Here is a 15,992-nt window from a genome sequence, read left to right as displayed (position 1 = left end):
GGCGGGCCGCGGCCCGCCCCACGGAAACCCCCACCATGCTGAAGATCGAAAACCTCCACGCCCGCATCGGCGACAAGGAAATCCTCAAGGGCCTGTCGCTGGACGTCCAGCCGGGCCAGGTGCACGCCATCATGGGCCCGAACGGCGCCGGCAAGTCCACCCTGGGCAATGTCCTGGCCGGCCGCGACGGCTACGAAGTGACCGAAGGCAGCGTGCAGTTCGACGGCGTCGACCTGCTGGGGCAGGACCCGGAAGCGCGCGCCGCCGCCGGCCTGTTCCTGGCGTTCCAGTACCCGGTGGAAATCCCGGGCGTGAACAACACCTACTTCCTGCGCGCGGCACTGAACGCCCAGCGCAAGGCGCGCGGTGAGGAAGAACTCGATTCCATGCAGTTCCTCAAGCTGGTGCGCCAGAAGCTGGCCGTGCTGCACCTGAAGGACGAACTGCTGCACCGTGGCGTCAACGAAGGCTTCTCCGGCGGCGAGAAGAAGCGCAACGAGATCTTCCAGCTGGCCGTGCTGGAACCGAAGCTGGCGATCCTGGACGAGACCGACTCGGGCCTGGACATCGACGCGCTGAAGAGCGTGGCCGATGGTGTCAACGCACTGCGCGCCGCCGACCGCTCGTTCCTGGTCATCACCCACTACCAGCGCCTGCTGGACTACATCAAGCCGGACGTGGTGCACGTGCTGGCCGATGGCCGCATCGTCAAGAGTGGCGGCCCGGAGCTGGCACTGGAACTGGAAGCGCACGGCTATGACTTCCTGAAGGACCGGGTCGTGCCCGAGGCGGCGGTCTGATGAGCGCCCTGCTTGATTCGATGGCCCAGGCCTTCTGCGGCAGCGATGCGCGCCGCGAAGTGCTGGATGCGGCCCTGCGCGACGGCCTGCCGGCCGCCCGCAACGAAGCCTGGAAGTACACCTCGCTGCGCCAGCTTGAACGCCGTGCGTTCGCTGCGGCACCGCTGCAGGGCCCGGCGCTGGACGCCACGCTGCTGGACGACATCCCGGCGCCGCGCCTGGTGTTCGTCAACGGCCGCCTGGATGCCGCGCTGAGCGACGTGCAGGCCCTGCCGGCCGGCGTGCAGCTGCAGCCGCTGTCGGCCGCACTGGCCGCCGGCGAAGACGCCGCGCGTTTCCTCGGCCGCCGCTACGAGCGCAGCGAGGAGATCTTCGCCCGCCTGAATGCCGCGCTGGCCGATGAAGGCGTGGTGCTGCGCGTGGACGAAGGCGTGCAGGTCGAAACGCCGCTGCAGCTGGTATTCGCCAGCGTCGCCGGCGACACCGATCTGGCCTGGCACCACCGTCACCTGATCGAACTGCGTGCCGGCGCCAGCCTGGGCGTGGTCGAGCACCGCTTCAGCGTGGGTGACTCCGCCCACCTGGACAACACCGTGCTGCATGCCCACGTCGCCCGTGATGCCGTGCTCAAGCACGCCCGCGTGCAGGCCGGCAGCGCGCGCCAGACCAGCTTCCTGCGCACCGACGCGGTGCTGGCCCGCGACGCGCAGTACCACCGCGTCGACCTGGAACTGGGCGCCGCGCTCAGCCGCCATGAACTGAACGTGCGCCTGGAAGGCGACAATGCCCAGCTGACCGCCAACGGCGTGCTGCTTGGCAATGGCCGCCGCCACGTCGAAACCCGCCTGGGCATCGACCACATCGCACGCGATACCGCCTGCGAGCTACTGTGGCGCGGCGTCGCCGCCAACCGCAGCCGCGTGGTGTTCCATGGTGGCATCCAGATCCGCGAAGGCGCCGATGGCACCGCCGCGAACCTGTCCAACAAGAACCTGCTGCTGTCGGCCGATGCCGAGATCGACACCCAGCCGACGCTGGTGATCGACGCCGATGAAGTGAAGGCCGCGCACGGCGCGACCGTCGGCCAGCTCGATGCCAATGCGCTGTTCTACCTGCGCTCGCGCGGCCTGCCGCAGGCACAGGCGCAGGCACTGCTGAGCGCCGCGTTCTGCCACGAGCCGCTGAAGATCCTGCCCGACGCACTGCGTGCGCAGCTGGCACGTCGCCTGGACAAGGCCCTCGCCGAGGCGGGTGTGGCATGAACCTGTCCACGCCGCGACCGATCGAAGAACGCACCGGCGCCCCCGACTGGGACCGCGTCCGCCTCGACTTCCCGTTGTTGATGCGTGAAGTGCACGGCAAGCCGCTGGTCTATTTCGACAACGCCAACACCGGCCAGAAGCCGGTGCAGGTGATCGGCGCGGTGGATGAGTTCTACCGTCGCTACAACGCCAACGTCAGCCGCGCGGTGCATGCACTGGGCAGCGAAGCCACCGATGCCTACGAAGGCGCACGCAACAAGCTGGCGCGCTTCCTCAACGTGCGCCCCAGCGACCTGGTGCTGTGCAGTGGCACCACCTTCGCCATCAACCTGGTGGCCTACTCGTGGGCGCTGCCGCGATTGAAGGCCGGTGACGTGATCCTGATCACGCGCATGGAGCACCACGCCAACATCGTGCCGTGGCAGCTGGTCGCGCAGCGTACCGGCGCCACCATCCGCGTGGCCGAGATCACGCCTGACGGCGCACTCGATCTGGATGCGCTGCGCGCGGCAATGACCCCGGAGGTCAAGCTGCTGGCGGTCACCCATGTCTCGAACGTGCTGGGCACGGTCAACCCGGTGCGCGAGATCTGCCGCGAAGCGCGCAAGCGCGGCATCATCACCGTGGTCGATGGCTCGCAGGCGGTACCGCACCGCAAGGTCGATGTCGCCGCGATCGGCTGCGATTTCTACGCCATTACCGGCCACAAGATGTGCGGCCCGACCGGCACCGGTGCGCTGTGGGCCCGTCGCGAGCACCTGGACGCGATGCCGCCGTTCCTCGGCGGCGGCGAGATGATCAAGGAAGTCAGCTTCGACGGCACCGTGTTCAACGATGCCCCGCACAAGTTCGAAGCCGGCACCCCGAACATCGCCGGTTTCATCGGCCTGGGTGTGGCTGCCGACTACCTGCAGCAGCTTGGCCAGGAGAACGTGGAAGCCCGCGAAGCCGAACTGCTGGCGCACTTCACCGAAGAGCTGCGCCGCGTCGACGGCCTGCGCATCATCGGCGAAGCGCCGGAGAAGGCTGCGGTGGTCTCTTTCCTGATCGATGGCGCGCATGCGCACGACCTGGCGACCCTGCTCGACCTGGAAGGCGTGGCCGTGCGCTCGGGCCAGCACTGCGCACACCCGCTGCTGCAGTACTTCGGCGTCGCGGCTACCTGCCGAGCTTCGCTGGCGTTCTACAACACGCATGCCGAGATCGAGCGGTTCATGACGGCATTGACGAAGGTGCGAAAGCTGCTGGGCTGAGGATTCGCCAGAATCGGGGAAGTATGAGAGCGCCGCAGGAAACTGCGGCGTTTTTTTATGCGCGCTGGACGAAAGCAAGCAGAGGCGTGACCGGGAAACACCGAGTGATGCCAGGAACGGGCAATCTCACCGTAATGCCGATCCATCCACCATCAACGGCCTTGAGGCGCCGTCTTTTACATGCCAACAAGCATGGATACCCCGGAGGCAATCAAGAAGACGTACATCATCACGACGCCCCTCAACACCCACCGTTCCCCCTGATGGAGCGTCTGCCCTTTGGAAGTAAGGGCAAGCACTGCAATACCGCGCAAGCACCTAAGCCACCAATCAACCTTGATGATTCCGACTGCAGCGAGTACTTCCGGCCGTTCACGCTCGATTTTAAGCAGTATCCTGTGAGCCGCAGATGCGTTTATCCACATGGCGCCTAGAATAATGGAAGCCAAAATGGGGAAGCTTTCAACAAACCCTGGCACTCAGCTCCTCCTTTTGAGGCTACTCCATCAAATAGCACCTGCACACCCAATCTTCTACGCAGCAAACAGCTATGGAACCGATGCGTTCAAGGGCGCAATATGACCTCTGATGTATTCCGCGGGGCCATCAACGTCCTCAGCTGCGCCAGCAAACCCTCCTCATCTAGCGGCCTTCCTTAATTCCGTCATCAGAGGCAGCAATGCCATCATCAATGTAGAGGTGAACATTGTCTTTGCCAATCAGACGCGCATACAGGGTAACCACCTGATCTGCTCTTACCAGTGCGGAGCAAATCTCTCGAGTAGCGAAGACCCTGTCCCCCGCGACCACGCGTCGCCACAGGTCACCCAGCAGCACGTCATCCGCTGAAGTTAATGTTTCAATGGCTGAAACCTCCCAGATATCTCCAGGTCCCGCGAGCGACTCGAGTGCATCAGCAACTGCTCTCCCTGTAATAGGAAATTGGGCAAACCCTTCACTCATGACCTACCCTCCATTCAATGGTCTTTCATCGCCACGCACTGGTGTTCCGCCCGTCTTATTCGGAACATACGGGTGTTCATGTGGATTCACATGCTGACTTGGGCGACCGTGGTCAGTGAAATCAATGTCTTTCACCGGCTTTCCATCCCCATCGAACTCTCGAGCCTGATCATATCGTGACTTCCTTCCGTCCTTCTGACCAAGCTGAGTATGTGGTCCTTTTGCACCAGGATCCGGGGTGGGATTTCCGTGTTGATCTCGCGGTAGATCTCGATCAGGAAATCGATTTCCAGAACCTTCGCCACCTGCTGATTCCGGCTTAGAACTATCAGGCTTTTTCTCCGTGCGAGGAGAACCTTTGGGAGCAGCCTTGGGAGCGGGCTTTGGCGATGCCTTTGGCAAAATCTTAGGAAGAATTTTCTTTATCAATTCCGCGATTAGCTTACCGATCCGCCCATCTGGATCGGCATACTTGTAAGGATTCCCATTCGCATAGAGATATCTCGCAAAATTTCCTCCCGTCACCGTATCCGCCGCGACGGGATCAACTGAAAGGAATACGCCAGTACTTGGGTCGAAATACCTCTGCTGCATGTAGATCAACCCGGTCCCCGAGTCCGTCACATGCCCCGTATATCCCGGCCCATCCTTCAACGGCCGGTTGACCACCGCCCCATACGGCTCATACACCGTACGCTCGATGACATTTCCACCAGCATCGGTGATCGCCACCGGTGAACCCAGTGCATCAGTGTGGATGTACTCGACGACTTCCTGTGCAACTGCCGGAGCCACGCAGGCCACCAGCACCACCACCGCGAGTACCGCCCGAATCAACAGCGAAGAGAGTCCGTTCATGGCTTAGTCCCAACTCAGTACGCCGCGGGTGACCGGCCGTTCGGCCGACCACGGTGAGCAACCACCTGCGTTGCAGGCACGCACGCGATACTCATGCGCGCAGTATGCCCCGCCACTGTCGTTCACGTAGGTCTGGGGGCCCGTGTACAAACGCTGGCCACCGCCACCGCTTTCGAGCTGATACTCCGTTGCATCTGCCACCGGGCTCCACCCGGCAGAACACTGGACCTGATAAGGCGGCCTGCGTGTGGTCAGCCACTCTGCCAGATAAAGGCTCGTCGCCCCCGGCGGCAACACCACCGCAACAGTCACGACTCCGGAGTACGGACTGCACCCAGCGAAGTTGCACGCCCTCACACGATAGGCGTAGCTGCCTTTGCCACGGCTGGCACCAAAGCTGTTCCCGCCGCCGTTATGCACCACCGTCCAGCCACCACCATTGGCACTCTCCTCCAGCACGAAGCTCTCGCTGTTGGCCGGCACCGACCAGCTCAGGCTGTACTGCGGCACGTTCACCAGGCCCGGCGCGCTGATCACCGGCTCGATCGTCGGCGGCCCGATCACCGCTACCGTCGACGTGGCCGACCACGGCCCGCAGCCTGCGCCATTGCAGGCGGCAACCCGATAACCATAGCTGCCCACACCACGCACAGCGGTGGCATAGGAACCCGCGTTGCCGTCGAACAGCGTGACCCATCCGCCACCATTACTGCTCTCCTGCAAGGTGTAACGCGTGGCACCAGCCACCCCGTTCCAGCCAATGCCGATACTACCCGGCGCAGCGCGTGCCGGCGCAGAGAGACCTGGCGCAGTGGCAGGCGGATACACCACCGTCACCGCAGCCGTGGCGCTGTATCCCGTGCACCCCACCGGGTTACATGCGCGAACCCGGTAGTTGTAGCTTCCCGCTGCCTTGCCACTGAAGGCCTTGGACTGACCGATGGCGTTGTGCACCTGGACCCAAGCGCCGCCATTGGCGCTTTCCTCCAGCTCATAGCGCTCGGCACCGGAGGCCGCAGACCATGCCACGCTGTAACTGCCATTGAAGGCCGTGGCAGGCAGGTTCAAGGTCGGTACGGTGGATGGCGCCAATGCCACGGCCACTGATGCGACATTGCTCCATCCGCCGCACACCGTCCTGCAACCGCGCACGCGGAACTGATAGGTTCCCGTGACCAGACCGGTGCTGGTGAACGATTGCGCCGCGCCATCGAAGACCGTACTCCAGGTGCCTGCAAGGGCACGCTGCAACTCATAGCGGTTGGCACCACCGGCAGGGCTCCAGGTCAGGTTCACGCTGCCCTGGGTGATGTAGCCCGGCGCACTCAGCGCGGGAACGCTGGGTGCGGCTTCACCATGCACCTGGGAGACCAGGCTGCCTGACAGATAGAGATAGTCGGTCTGCTTGCCGGTGCGTTCGTTACGCTGGAATCGCAGCACGCCGCCGTTGTCGTAGAACGAGTAGATTGCCCCCTTGCCACTGGCCCCGCCCTTCACCCGGCGACCGTGGGCGTCGTACTCGTAGCTCTCTGCCGTCCCCGCCGCGCGCAGCCGGTTGCCGTAGTCAAACGTGAAAGCTTGACCATTGCGCACCGAAAGATTGCCCTGCACGTCATAGCCAAGACCGGTCACGGTCGCCCCGGTTCCGGTTTCGATCACGTTGACCAGCCGATTGGTCGGATCGAAATAGTGCGTACGATCGCGGCTGCCAACCTTGGCACGGCGCAGGTTGTCCAGCGCGTCATACTCATACAATGCGTTGCCGAAGCCCGGTGCAGTGACCGTCCGCAACCGGTCCAGGCCGTCATAGGTCATATCCCGGTTACCGGGCGCCCCGGGCAGGCCATCGGAAATGGCCATCACGTTGCCGCCAGCATCGTAGTCATAGCTGTCATCCAGCACTGCGGCCGCTGCGGTGGCATCGCGGCTGCGGTCGGGCAGCCCGCGGGCATTCTGGGTCAACGTGTGCACGATCCCATTGCCATATACGAAGCGGGCCAACGCGCCGTTGGCAAAGTAACTGGCCTCCTTCGCATAGCCGCCGACCGTCGTCGCCCGACCCAGTGCGTCCGGCGTATAGCTGACGACACGCCCACCCGGATAGGTATTGCTGGCCAGTGTGCCGTTGGCATCGTAGCCATAGGCCAGGCTCAGGCTTCCCAGATCCGGATGCTGCAGGGTTTCGCCGCTGAGCAGGCGGCGGCGGTTGTACTGGTAGCGGTTGACGACCATCGGCCGGGCCGGATCGTTCTGCGTGCTGATCTCGGCCGGCAGACCATCAGGCGCGTAGGACCAGTTCTGATTTCCGCGCCCATCCGGGAAGATCAGGGACGACAAGCGGTTGGCGGCGTCGTAACTACGCTTCACCGCACGTCCGCTGGCCAGGGCTTCACTTCGGTTGCAGTCGGTGGTGCTGGTCAAACCCGTGCCGGCCGCCGACCACAGCACGTTGCCTGCCGCGTCGTAGTCCTGCACGGTCGCACCGGTTTCCGGCTCGATGGTCTTGCACAGCTGCTGGTAGCCGTCATAGACGTAGCGGCGGGTGAGCGACTGGCTGCCGTCTGCATTGCGGCGGGTGATCGCCAGCGGCTTGCCCAGCGTGTCGCGCTGGATCTCGGTCACCACGCCTTCCGGGTGCTGCAGCGTCAGCGGCATCTCGTAGCTGGGCTGGTCGTAGGCAAGATGACGGGTCGTCGTGGCCTGGCCGCGGGGGTTGGTCACCTTCACCGACAGGTTGCCCACGTACTCGGTGCGGGTAACCAGTGCCCCAAGCTCGGACGATTGACTGACCACGGTGGGGCGGCCCAACGCGTCGTACTGCGTCGTGGTGCCGGTCAGGGCGGCATTGATATCGGAGAGCTGCCGCGTGGGATACGAGGCAAACACGGTCTTGCCGCTGGTGTCGTAGCGGGTCACCACGGCGCTGTCCAGCACGTTGTTGGCGTTCTCGGTCACCAGCACCGGGCGGAACATCGCATCCAGGTAGGTATCCGTGCGCCGCCCGCCCTGCGTGCGCGAGTGCTTCCATGCGCCGGCGGGCACCCCCAGCTGCGCGCCACCCAGTCGCTGCAGGTCCATGGTTACGCCATTCCAGTTCACGCTGTCGCCGCCAGGGAACTGCTGGCTGCGCAGCCTGCCCATGCTGTCGTAGCTGAAGCTGGTGGTTGCGCCGGTTTCGTCGGTCAGCGAGGTGATCCAACCGTTGTCGTCCACGGCAACCGTGCGCACTGCACCATTGGGCGCTTCGGGCGTGGCCGGCATGCGGAGCTGCTGCGGAACACCACGCTTCCATCCCGACAGATGGCTGGTATTTCCACGGCCATCGGCCACCGAGGCAACCGTGCCGTCGGCTGCGTAGGTCACCTGCTGCGCCAGGCGGCCAAATGCGTAGGCTCGCAGCGGCAGTGCTTTGGCCGTATCGAATTCGGTGCGGGACTGTTCGATGCCATTGAGCACACTGCGCGCCGTCTGGCCGTTCACCCATAGCGCGGGATTGTCGTAGTAGCTGGTGCTGGTGGTGCGACTCTGGCCTGCGGAATTGGCTTCTGCGACGGTGACTTCGCGGACGAAGGCATCAAAGGCCTGCACAGTACGCGTGAACTGCACGCCATCCTGATTCACAACCGTGCTCTGCACTGGGCGATTCAGATGCTCTCCCAGTTCCCTGGCCCCGTACTTGAGATTCCGGCCCGCCTCGCGCGGGAACGGCGCGCTGGCAAGCTGCGCGTCCGGGTAGTAGTTGCTGCGCTCGATGCGAACCACCGCGCCACCAGAGCTGGTAGTCGTGGACAGCAATAGACCGTCGTTGTAGCCGACTTCCTTACCGAATTCGTAGGTCCGAATAACCCCATCGGGTAGGGTTTCAATCGTTATCTTGGGCTCTGCCTGCCCCACCGGAATCATCGGCCACCCGGCCTGGTCGACTCTCCTGTCGTACTGCCACCCCAGATTGGTGTACTGATAGCTCCACTGCGCGGTGGGCATCCCCGGGCCGCTTATCCGCTTTGCCACCAAAGACATCGCGTCCCGATAGAGGGGCGTGAGATTCCATCCGTCGGCCAGCAACTGATCGTCGCCGGAGGTCTGGCAGTTGAACGGAACATTCTTGCGCCCGTGTCGGAACGGTCGAAACACAAAAGTACCGAGTGCGCCAGAGGGATGTGTGACAGTAGCCGTGACCTCGGTCTGCACAATCTTGTTCGTCTTCGCGCACAGCCCAGCGAAGTCCATGTAGGCTGAAGGGTCCTGCCCGGTGTATTCGGGGTACTTCTTCGTCACGTGGACCGGAGGCAGGTCGTAACGCCAGGCGGAGCCATCCGGCAGCGTCACCGACTGCAACACACCGGCCGGAGTGTAGCCATAGGTCCAGGTGCGGCCCGCTGCTGTTGCGGTTGCGATGCGGCCCAGGGAGTCATAGGCAAGGCTGATGCTGCGCCCATCGTTGGCAACGATTCGATCCAGCCGCCCGCCACTCCATTCGTAGCGGACCCAGTTGCCGAAACGATCGACAACCTGGGATGGATAGAGGAAGACCTTTTTCCGTTTCAGCGTGGCATGGGTGATGGTGTCGTAGGGCTGGAGAACGGCAGACTCGTTCTCGCGCGCCACCATCCAGTCGAAGTAGTACTTGGTTCCGTCTGGCGCGTGGCCCAGGAAACCTTCGCCCGGCTGGCCGCTCTTGAGCGCACTGAGGCATGAGAAGAACCATCCCCCTTTTGTGTTCCAAGGCGTTGGCGTGCCAATCTGGGGCGTTGGCTGGCGTGCGTCCCCGCTGCCCGCCAGGACGGTTTCACCGCCTCCGCCCGGCAATGAAAGCCTCACCCCATCCCAATAGGTGTGGGGAGAAAAATTGATGGTCTGGGTATGCTTGTAATTCCAGACATCCAGCGACGGGGGTGCGGTAACTGTCGAGCAACGGGCGCTTGGCATCCAATGCCCGCCGATCGCGGTTTCGGGCTGGTCTCCGTATGTGCCTGAAAGCGACGGAATGTCGAGATCCCAGTTTCCATATTCCTTGTCATTTGCACCGCCGCTGACATCCCCGTAGCTGCGGCTGAGTGAAACCGCGAGCCCGCCATTGCCTGGAATCGAAATATCCGTGGCCTTGAAGCTGATCGAGCCGTCATAGAGGTTGACCTGCTCGCCGAAGATCTCGCCCTTCAGCGGTTCGACAAGGTCCCCGTACTTCAGCCGCTTGTCGTACTCCTGGCGCCAGGTGGGAACGATCTGGGCTGAAACGCCGACCGGTGCCAGCACACACAGGGCAATGACACCGAGAAACAGACCCTTGGCAGCCGTTGCGGCGCGCGGATGAGAAATGAGGCCAGACTGCATGAAGATCCTCCCTGGATCGACGTCCCTGTGTGCCCCACCTGCGCCGAACGGCAGTTGGCCTTCGACCAGGCGGCACCCACTCCGGCAGACAGCCACGCGTTGCTTCACGGTGGGCGGGTGCTGACCATGGATATGAACGAATAATGAAGACGACGTCAACCCTGCGTATTGGCCACACTCGGCAAAGTCTACCCAAGCGGCAGCCTCCCGCGCCCTTCCCCGCTCCACCTAGAATGTCCCCATGAGCACCCTGACCTTCCGCGCCGCCACGCCGGCCGACATCCCCGCCCTCATTGCCCTCGTCACCTCGGCCTACCGGGGTGATGCCAGCCGCGTCGGCTGGACCACCGAAGCCGACCTGCTGGACGGCGCCCGCATCGATGCCGAAGGCATCCAGGCCGACCTGGACCGCCCGCGCTCCACCATCCTGCTGGCCGAACGCGACGGCCAACTGGTAGCCTGCGCCCACGTCGCCGATGTCGACGGCAAGGGCTACTTCGGCATGTTCTCGGTCGACCCGGCCCAGCAGGGTGGCGGCGTCGGCAAGCAGCTGATGGACGCCGCCGAAGCGCACGCCGCACGCGAATGGAAGGTGCCGGTGATGCAGATGACGGTGATCGACGTGCGCGACGAGCTGATCGCCTTCTACGAGCGCCGCGGCTATCTGCGCACCGGCATCAAGAAGCCGTTCCCGTACGGCGACGAGCGTTTCGGCATTCCCAAGCGCGACGACCTGCGCTTCGAAATCCTGGAAAAGCCGCTGGCCGGAGCCGCCGCGTGAGCAATACCTGGACCTTCGTCTGTGCCGGCACCGAGCTGCTGCCGGGTGAAATGAAGAGCGTGTTCGACGAAGTGACCGGCACGCCGATCGTGGTGTTCAACCTCGACGGTGAGTTGTACGCGCTGGAAGACCAGTGCACACATGAAGAGTTCGAGCTGTCCTCGGGCGAGTTCAACACCACCGAGGGCAGCGTGGAGTGCGTGCTGCACGGCGCGCGCTTCGACGTGCGTGACGGCCGCGCCCTGTGTGCCCCGGCCTACAGCCCTGTGCCCAAGTTTCCGGTGAAGCGCGAGCACGACGCTGTCTGGACCCGCGACGACCGGGATTGAGGCGGCGCTCAGCCCAGAGAGCCCCCCCCCCCCAGAGGGCGCCCCGCGGGAGAGCATCCACCCATGAGGTGGATCTACCGGAAGGCCATGAGGGCGCCCCCAGGCCGCTCCGGGGCGGCCCCAGCGGCCCGTCACGCCCCGCAGATGCGAATCATTATCGTTGATGTTATTCTACGTAACATCTTCGTAACGACTCCGCCCCCGCGCCATGGCTTCGCCCGCGCCCACCGCCACGCTGTGCCAGCTTGCCCGTCAAGGGTGGCCGCTGCTCGTAGCCGTGCTGCTGACGCTGGTGTTGGGCTGGTCTGCGTTGCATGAAGGCAGGCACACGGCGACCGCCGATGCGCCGACTCTGTATGCTCATGATGTGTCGCCCGCGTCCCCACCACACGTGCTGCCGCACGAACAGGCGATGCACCCCGCTGAATCCGAACCCGATGGCAGTCGCGGTGACAAACCTCGTGCCCTGCGGCGACTCTGCCTGCAGCACCCTGACAATGCACCTGCAGACGCTCCGGCGCCGGTGACACCGACCCCTCCGGTGCTCGCACCGGGCCGGCGCCAGCCCCCATCCCACGCACCGCCCGCGCTGCTGGCCTGACGCTCTGCTGCGCCATGCGCAGCCGCATCCGCACGCCCCCCCCCTCGTTCTACGTACTGCTGCCGCGCGGCCCGCGCCGGCCGCCTCTCCCTGTTCCCCTTCTGCAGACGCCCATGAACCCGATCAAGAGCCGCAAGCACGCTTCGCCGCTTCGTACCCTGCCGCTGGCCACCGCCAGTCTTGCCGCCGGCCTCGGCCTGGCCACCCTGCCCACGCTGGCCCACGCTGAAGCCACCGACAACGCCCGCACGCTGGACAAGATCGACGTGCACGCCACCCGGGGCTACAAAGCCGACAAGGTGGCCTCGCCGAAGTTCACCCAGCGCCTGCAGGACACGCCGCAAACCATCCAAGTGATTACCAGCGACCTGTTCAACCAGCAGGGTGCCACCACGCTGACCGAGGCGCTGCGCAACAGCCCGGGCGTGGGCACCTTCTATGCCGGCGAGAACGGCAACACGACCACCGGCGATGCGCTGTTCATGCGCGGCTTCGACACCTCCAACAGCTTGTATGTGGACGGTGTGCGCGACCTGGGCTCGATCTCGCGCGATGTGTTCAACATCGAACAGGTGGAAGTGACCAAGGGGCCGGCCGGCACCGACAATGGCCGTTCGGCGCCGACCGGCGCGATCAACCTTGTCAGCAAGCAGGCCAACCTGCAGGACGCGACGTCGGCCAGCATTTCGCTGGGCAGCGACCAGCAGCGCCGCGCCACCACCGACTGGAACCAGTCGCTGGGCACCACCAGCGCGCTGCGCATCAACGGCATGTGGCAGGACAGCGACCAGCCCGGCCGCGACCACGTGCAGAACAAGCGCTGGGGCATCGCACCGTCGCTGGCCTTCGGTCTGGGTACCGCCACCCGCTACTACCTCAACCTGCTGTATGTGAAGCAGGACAACGTGCCAGATGGTGGCGTGCCCACCCTGGGCCTGCCGGGCTGGACGCCGCAGCCGACGCTGGAAGCGCTGGCCGGGCACCCGGTCGATCCGGAGAACTTCTACGGCACCCGCGCCGACCACGATGACGTGACCGCGAAGATGGCCACGTTCCGTTTCGAGCACGACTTCAACGACAGCGTGCGCCTGACCAACACCGCCCGCTGGGGTCGCACCGAACAGGATTACCTGCTCACCGCCTTCATGGGCACCGGCGTGCGCGGCGCAGGCGGCCGCCCGACCGGCAACATCACCTATGCTAACCCGGCCGACCTTTCCAGCTACGCCATCGCGCGCAGCCTGCCGACCTTCAAGGACCAGCGCAACACGATCCTCACCGATCAGCTGAACCTGCGCGCCGACTTCGCCACCGGCGCGGTCGGGCACGCATTGAGCGCTGGCCTGGAATTCACCCGTGAAGAACTGGACAGCTACGGCCAGGCCGCCGCTGCCGGCACCAGCTGGCCCGCTGCGAACCTGTACAACCCGGACTGGAACGTCAGCGGCCTGAACTGGGCGCACAACGGCGCCGATGCACATGGTAAGACCACCACCTCCTCGGTGTACCTGTTCGATACCCTGTCCTTCGGCGAAAGCTTCCTGTTGACCGCTGGCGTGCGTGCGGACCACTACAAGACCGAGTACGCCAGCGCGTCGGTGTGTGGTGGCCGCGGCGGCCCGGCGTGCGGCGGCAATCCTACCGGCACGGTGCTGCGCAACCCGACGCTGGACGCGTCCGATACGCTGCTGAACTGGAAGCTGGGCGCCCTCTACAAGGTCGGCGATACCGTCAGCGTCTACGCCAACTATGCTATCTCGCAGCAACCCCCGGGTGGCGCCAACTTCCAGCTGAGCAGCTCGGCCAGCAGTGCCGACAATCCCAAGCTGGATCCGCAGAAGGCCAAGACCTTCGAAGTGGGCAGCAAGTGGGCCTTCCTGGATGACGCTCTGGCAGTGAACCTTGCATTGTTCCAGACGGACGTGGACAACGAGATCAACACCACCGTGCTCGACGATGCCGGCAACCCGACCCAGACCGGCAGCAAGCGGGTCAAGGGCGTGGAGCTCTCCGCAGTCGGCCGCCTGACCGACAACTGGTCGGTCAGCGCCGGATACAGCCACCTGGACACCGACGTAAGGGAAGGCGCGAAGGTGGCCGCCGATGGCACCACCAACCTGACCTATACCCCGGACGACACATTCACCGGCTGGACCAGCTACACCCTGCCCTACGGCATCACCGTGGGCGGCGGCGTACGCTATGCCGCCGGCATGCACCGCGGCACCGACGGCGCGGTGGGCACCCCGTCGTTCACCAAGTCCTACGTGGTGTATGACGCGGTCGTGTCCTGGGCAATCAATGAGACGATCTCGCTGCGCTTGAACGGCTACAACCTGTTCGACAAGCAGTACGTGGCCAGCATCAACAAGAGCGGCTACCGTTACACCCCGGGTGCCCCGCGCACCTTCCTGCTCAGCGCGGACATCCGCTTCTGATGCAGCACGCGGGGGAGCCCACTCCCCCGCGCCCCCCAAAGGAACCGCCATGCTGCTGCACATTCCCGACGTGCTTTCACCCCAGGACGTGGCGCAGGCACGCAGGCGACTCGACGCTGCAGACTGGACCGACGGTCGCGAGACCGTCGGTGCACAGGGCGCGATGGTCAAGCACAATCTGCAGCTACCCGATGCATCTCCCCTGAAAGCGGAGCTGGGCAGGGACCTACTGGCCGCGCTGAGCCGCAGCCCCTTGTTCTTTGCTGCCGCGCTGCCCCTGAAGATCCTGCCGCCGCGCTTCAACCGCTACAGCGGTGGCGGCACCTATGGCTTCCATGTCGATGGCGCGGTGATGAACCTGGCCAACGGCGAACAGCTGCGCTCGGACATCTCCTGCACCCTGTTCCTGTCCGATCCGGACGAATACGAAGGCGGCGAGCTGATCATCAGCGATACCTACGGCGAGCACGAGGTAAAGCTGCCGGCCGGCGACCTGATCGTGTATCCGTCCAGCAGCCTGCACCAGGTGCGGCCGGTCACCCGCGGTGCGCGCGTGGCCTCGTTCTTCTGGGTACAGAGCATGATCCGCGACGATGTGCAGCGCCGCCTGCTGTGGGAAATGGATGGCTCGATCGAGCGCCTGCGGCAGACCGGCGGTGACGCCGAGGCGGTGCTGCAGCTGACCGGCGTGTACCACAACCTGCTGCGACGCTGGAGCGAAGTCTGAGCCCCATCCGGCCGATCCGCGACAATTTAGCAATCATTCTCATTTGCAACAGCTAACAGCTCTCATTACAATCACGCCCCGTTGATGCCGGCCGCTGCCGGCAGACCCTTGGGGACCCCTGCTTGCTGCGCCCGCTTCGCCCTCGCCCACTCATCCATCGCAAGATGGGCACCGCCATGCGCGGCCAGCGTCCTGCGCTGGCCAGTCTGCTGGCGTGGGTGGCGATGCTGGCTTTGCTGCTGGGCACCCTGCCGCTGCTGCCACACGGCCGGGCCGGAATGGCCGTGCAGATGCCGCTGGAAGAGCGCGGTGGCGAAGCGTCCCCGCAGGAAGAAGCACCGGCCAAACTGCGCCGCTGTGCTGCCGCCCCGGTGAAATCGGCCGAGAAGGCGCGCCCGCCGTTGCTGCTGGCCAGCCAATGGCTGCGCACCGAGCTTGAACTCGTACCCGCCACGCCGGCCATGCCCGGCGTGCGCCCGGACTGGCCGCTGGCCGCTCCGGACACGCCCTGGGCCGACGCGCCCGGGCGCCGCCAGCAACGCGGCCAGGCGCCGCCGCTCGCCTGAATCACGGCCCCGCGTGACCGCCTGCGCGGTCGTGCCCGCACGCCGCTGCCTGCTTCATCCCTGCCGCCCCTGACCGGGCC

At 64.8% G+C, this 15,992-nt stretch carries 11 protein-coding genes; 8 read left to right on the top strand and 3 right to left on the bottom strand.

Translation table 11 applies throughout. From position 1 onward, the window contains the following. Positions 1-35 precede the first annotated feature (35 nt). From sufC to ACZK3W_RS05315, 3 genes are read left to right on the top strand one after another with little or no spacing between them, the layout of a single operon-like run. Positions 36-800, top strand: coding sequence for a Fe-S cluster assembly ATPase SufC (gene sufC / locus ACZK3W_RS05325; protein ID WP_125894200.1), 765 nt, complete (start codon positions 36-38; stop codon positions 798-800). Further along, on the top strand, positions 800-2,062 hold the full coding sequence (sufD, locus tag ACZK3W_RS05320; RefSeq protein ID WP_478450539.1) for a Fe-S cluster assembly protein SufD: 1,263 nt from the start codon (positions 800-802) through the stop codon (positions 2,060-2,062). The genes sufC and sufD overlap by 1 nt, the downstream gene beginning before the upstream one ends. After that, positions 2,059-3,315: a cysteine desulfurase gene (locus tag ACZK3W_RS05315; protein ID WP_005408431.1), complete on the top strand. Its 1,257-nt coding sequence runs from the start codon at positions 2,059-2,061 to the stop codon at positions 3,313-3,315. The genes sufD and ACZK3W_RS05315 overlap by 4 nt, the downstream gene beginning before the upstream one ends. A 642-nt stretch (positions 3,316-3,957) precedes the next feature. On the opposite strand, the gene ACZK3W_RS05310 is transcribed toward ACZK3W_RS05315, so the two are convergent. The 3 genes from ACZK3W_RS05310 to ACZK3W_RS05300 are packed head-to-tail and all read right to left on the bottom strand — an operon-like array spanning position 3,958 to position 10,470. Beyond that, complete coding sequence (locus tag ACZK3W_RS05310; RefSeq protein ID WP_125894193.1) at positions 3,958-4,278, bottom strand: apurinic/apyrimidinic endonuclease family protein; 321 nt, start codon at positions 4,276-4,278, stop codon at positions 3,958-3,960. Positions 4,279-4,281: 3 nt separating this feature from the next. Beyond that, positions 4,282-5,136 carry an RHS repeat-associated core domain-containing protein gene (locus tag ACZK3W_RS05305; protein WP_478450538.1) on the bottom strand — a complete coding sequence of 285 codons (855 nt, stop codon included), beginning with the start codon at positions 5,134-5,136 and terminating at the stop codon, positions 4,282-4,284. A 3-nt stretch (positions 5,137-5,139) separates the two neighbouring features. Next, positions 5,140-10,470 carry a wall-associated protein gene (locus ACZK3W_RS05300; RefSeq protein WP_125894191.1) on the bottom strand — a complete coding sequence of 1,777 codons (5,331 nt, stop codon included), beginning with the start codon at positions 10,468-10,470 and terminating at the stop codon, positions 5,140-5,142. Between the two features lie 241 nt (positions 10,471-10,711). On the opposite strand from ACZK3W_RS05300, the gene ACZK3W_RS05295 reads away from it, so the two are divergent. From ACZK3W_RS05295 to ACZK3W_RS05275, 5 genes are all read left to right on the top strand, one after another. Beyond that, the gene (locus ACZK3W_RS05295; protein WP_032129242.1) at positions 10,712-11,251 is read left to right on the top strand and encodes a GNAT family N-acetyltransferase; all 540 of its coding nucleotides are present in this window, start codon (positions 10,712-10,714) and stop codon (positions 11,249-11,251) included. Further along, positions 11,248-11,580: a non-heme iron oxygenase ferredoxin subunit gene (locus ACZK3W_RS05290; protein ID WP_125894189.1), complete on the top strand. Its 333-nt coding sequence runs from the start codon at positions 11,248-11,250 to the stop codon at positions 11,578-11,580. The genes ACZK3W_RS05295 and ACZK3W_RS05290 overlap by 4 nt, the downstream gene beginning before the upstream one ends. A 714-nt stretch (positions 11,581-12,294) precedes the next feature. Then, the gene (locus ACZK3W_RS05285) at positions 12,295-14,619 is read left to right on the top strand and encodes a catecholate siderophore receptor Fiu (protein WP_125894187.1); all 2,325 of its coding nucleotides are present in this window, start codon (positions 12,295-12,297) and stop codon (positions 14,617-14,619) included. Positions 14,620-14,668: 49 nt separating this feature from the next. Continuing rightward, the gene (locus ACZK3W_RS05280; protein ID WP_049463140.1) at positions 14,669-15,346 is read left to right on the top strand and encodes a Fe2+-dependent dioxygenase; all 678 of its coding nucleotides are present in this window, start codon (positions 14,669-14,671) and stop codon (positions 15,344-15,346) included. 164 nt (positions 15,347-15,510) lie between these two features. Further along, positions 15,511-15,912, top strand: coding sequence for a hypothetical protein (locus tag ACZK3W_RS05275; RefSeq protein WP_125894185.1), 402 nt, complete (start codon positions 15,511-15,513; stop codon positions 15,910-15,912). The last annotated feature ends 80 nt before the right edge of the window (positions 15,913-15,992 follow it).

The organism is Stenotrophomonas sp. 80084_Sma (assembly GCF_056481995.1).
This window is presented reverse-complemented; position numbering and strand designations above follow the sequence as displayed.

Bases quoted from the DNA above. Each gene is read 5' to 3' on its own strand.
- sufC (WP_125894200.1), top strand. From the start codon at position 36: ATGCTGAAGATCGAAAACCTCCACGCCCGCATCGGCGACAAGGAAATC.
- sufD (WP_478450539.1), top strand. From the start codon at position 800: ATGAGCGCCCTGCTTGATTCGATGGCCCAGGCCTTCTGCGGCAGCGAT.
- ACZK3W_RS05315 (WP_005408431.1), top strand. From the start codon at position 2,059: ATGAACCTGTCCACGCCGCGACCGATCGAAGAACGCACCGGCGCCCCC.
- ACZK3W_RS05310 (WP_125894193.1), bottom strand. From the start codon at position 4,278: ATGAGTGAAGGGTTTGCCCAATTTCCTATTACAGGGAGAGCAGTTGCT.
- ACZK3W_RS05305 (WP_478450538.1), bottom strand. From the start codon at position 5,136: ATGAACGGACTCTCTTCGCTGTTGATTCGGGCGGTACTCGCGGTGGTG.
- ACZK3W_RS05300 (WP_125894191.1), bottom strand. From the start codon at position 10,470: ATGCAGTCTGGCCTCATTTCTCATCCGCGCGCCGCAACGGCTGCCAAG.
- ACZK3W_RS05295 (WP_032129242.1), top strand. From the start codon at position 10,712: ATGAGCACCCTGACCTTCCGCGCCGCCACGCCGGCCGACATCCCCGCC.
- ACZK3W_RS05285 (WP_125894187.1), top strand. From the start codon at position 12,295: ATGAACCCGATCAAGAGCCGCAAGCACGCTTCGCCGCTTCGTACCCTG.
- ACZK3W_RS05280 (WP_049463140.1), top strand. From the start codon at position 14,669: ATGCTGCTGCACATTCCCGACGTGCTTTCACCCCAGGACGTGGCGCAG.
- ACZK3W_RS05275 (WP_125894185.1), top strand. From the start codon at position 15,511: ATGGGCACCGCCATGCGCGGCCAGCGTCCTGCGCTGGCCAGTCTGCTG.